The organism is Bacillus cereus group sp. Bc010 (assembly GCF_027716745.1).
Lineage (GTDB): Bacteria > Bacillota > Bacilli > Bacillales > Bacillaceae_G > Bacillus_A > Bacillus_A pacificus.
In genome coordinates this window covers 1-895 of sequence record NZ_JAQFUY010000106.1, presented here as the reverse complement: position 1 = coordinate 895, position 895 = coordinate 1, and the positions used below count along the sequence as shown (strand labels likewise).

Below are 895 nucleotides of genomic sequence, written 5' to 3'. Positions count from 1 at the left end.
GCTTGCCGTACACTGGGCACTCCTTATCTCGGACTATTCGGCGCTTGTTCTACTTCTATGGAAGGTTTAGCACTTGGGGCGAGTATCGTAAATGCAAAAGGCGCAAAATATTTATTAACCGGGGCATCAAGCCATAACACCGCTGTAGAAAAACAGTTCCGCTACCCTACCGAATATGGTGGACAAAAGCCACCTACCGCACAGTGGACAGTAACTGGAGCAGGAGCCGCTATTTTAAGCGATACTGGACATGGCCCTAGGGTAACATCCGCAACAATCGGAAAAGTGGTTGATATGGGATTAACAGATCCGTTTAATATGGGAGGCGCAATGGCTCCAGCCGCCGTCGATACAATTGAAGCTCACTTACACGAACGTCAAATTGACGCCTCTTACTACGATTTAATCGTAACCGGTGACCTCGGGCATGTAGGACGTGAAATTGCTTATGACTTACTACATAAACACGGAACGAAAGTAACGAGCGAACAGTTTCAAGATTGCGGGCTACTCATTTATAGAGAAGGGCAACCTGTCATAGCTGGGGCTAGCGGACCAGGATGTTCCGCAACAGTCGTGTACGGTCATTTATTAAACCGAATGAAAAGAGGAGAGTTCAAAAAAATACTTGTCGTTGCGACAGGCGCTTTACTATCTCCACTTACATTCCAACAAGAAGAAACGATTCCGTGCATCGCTCACGCCGTTTCAATTGAATTCGGAGGTGCAACGCAATGATTTTTTTCTGGGCTTTCGTCATTGGCGGACTCATATGTGTAATCGGCCAACTTATGTTTGATGTCGGCAAGCTAACACCCGCTCATACAATGGCAACACTCGTTGTTGCTGGAGCTATATTAGATGGATTCAATTTGTATGAACCATTAATTGATTT

2 protein-coding genes are annotated in these 895 nt (G+C 45.7%); both read left to right on the top strand.

Annotated elements, in window-relative coordinates; genetic code table 11:
* Positions 1–738 (top strand): stage V sporulation protein AD (locus PDQ68_RS29095; protein WP_270787183.1); only part of this gene is annotated, 738 nt, incomplete at its 5' end.
* The coding region (locus PDQ68_RS29090; RefSeq protein WP_252242569.1) for a SpoVA/SpoVAEb family sporulation membrane protein at positions 735–895 on the top strand (161 nt) is incomplete at its 3' end. The genes PDQ68_RS29095 and PDQ68_RS29090, both read left to right, overlap by 4 nt.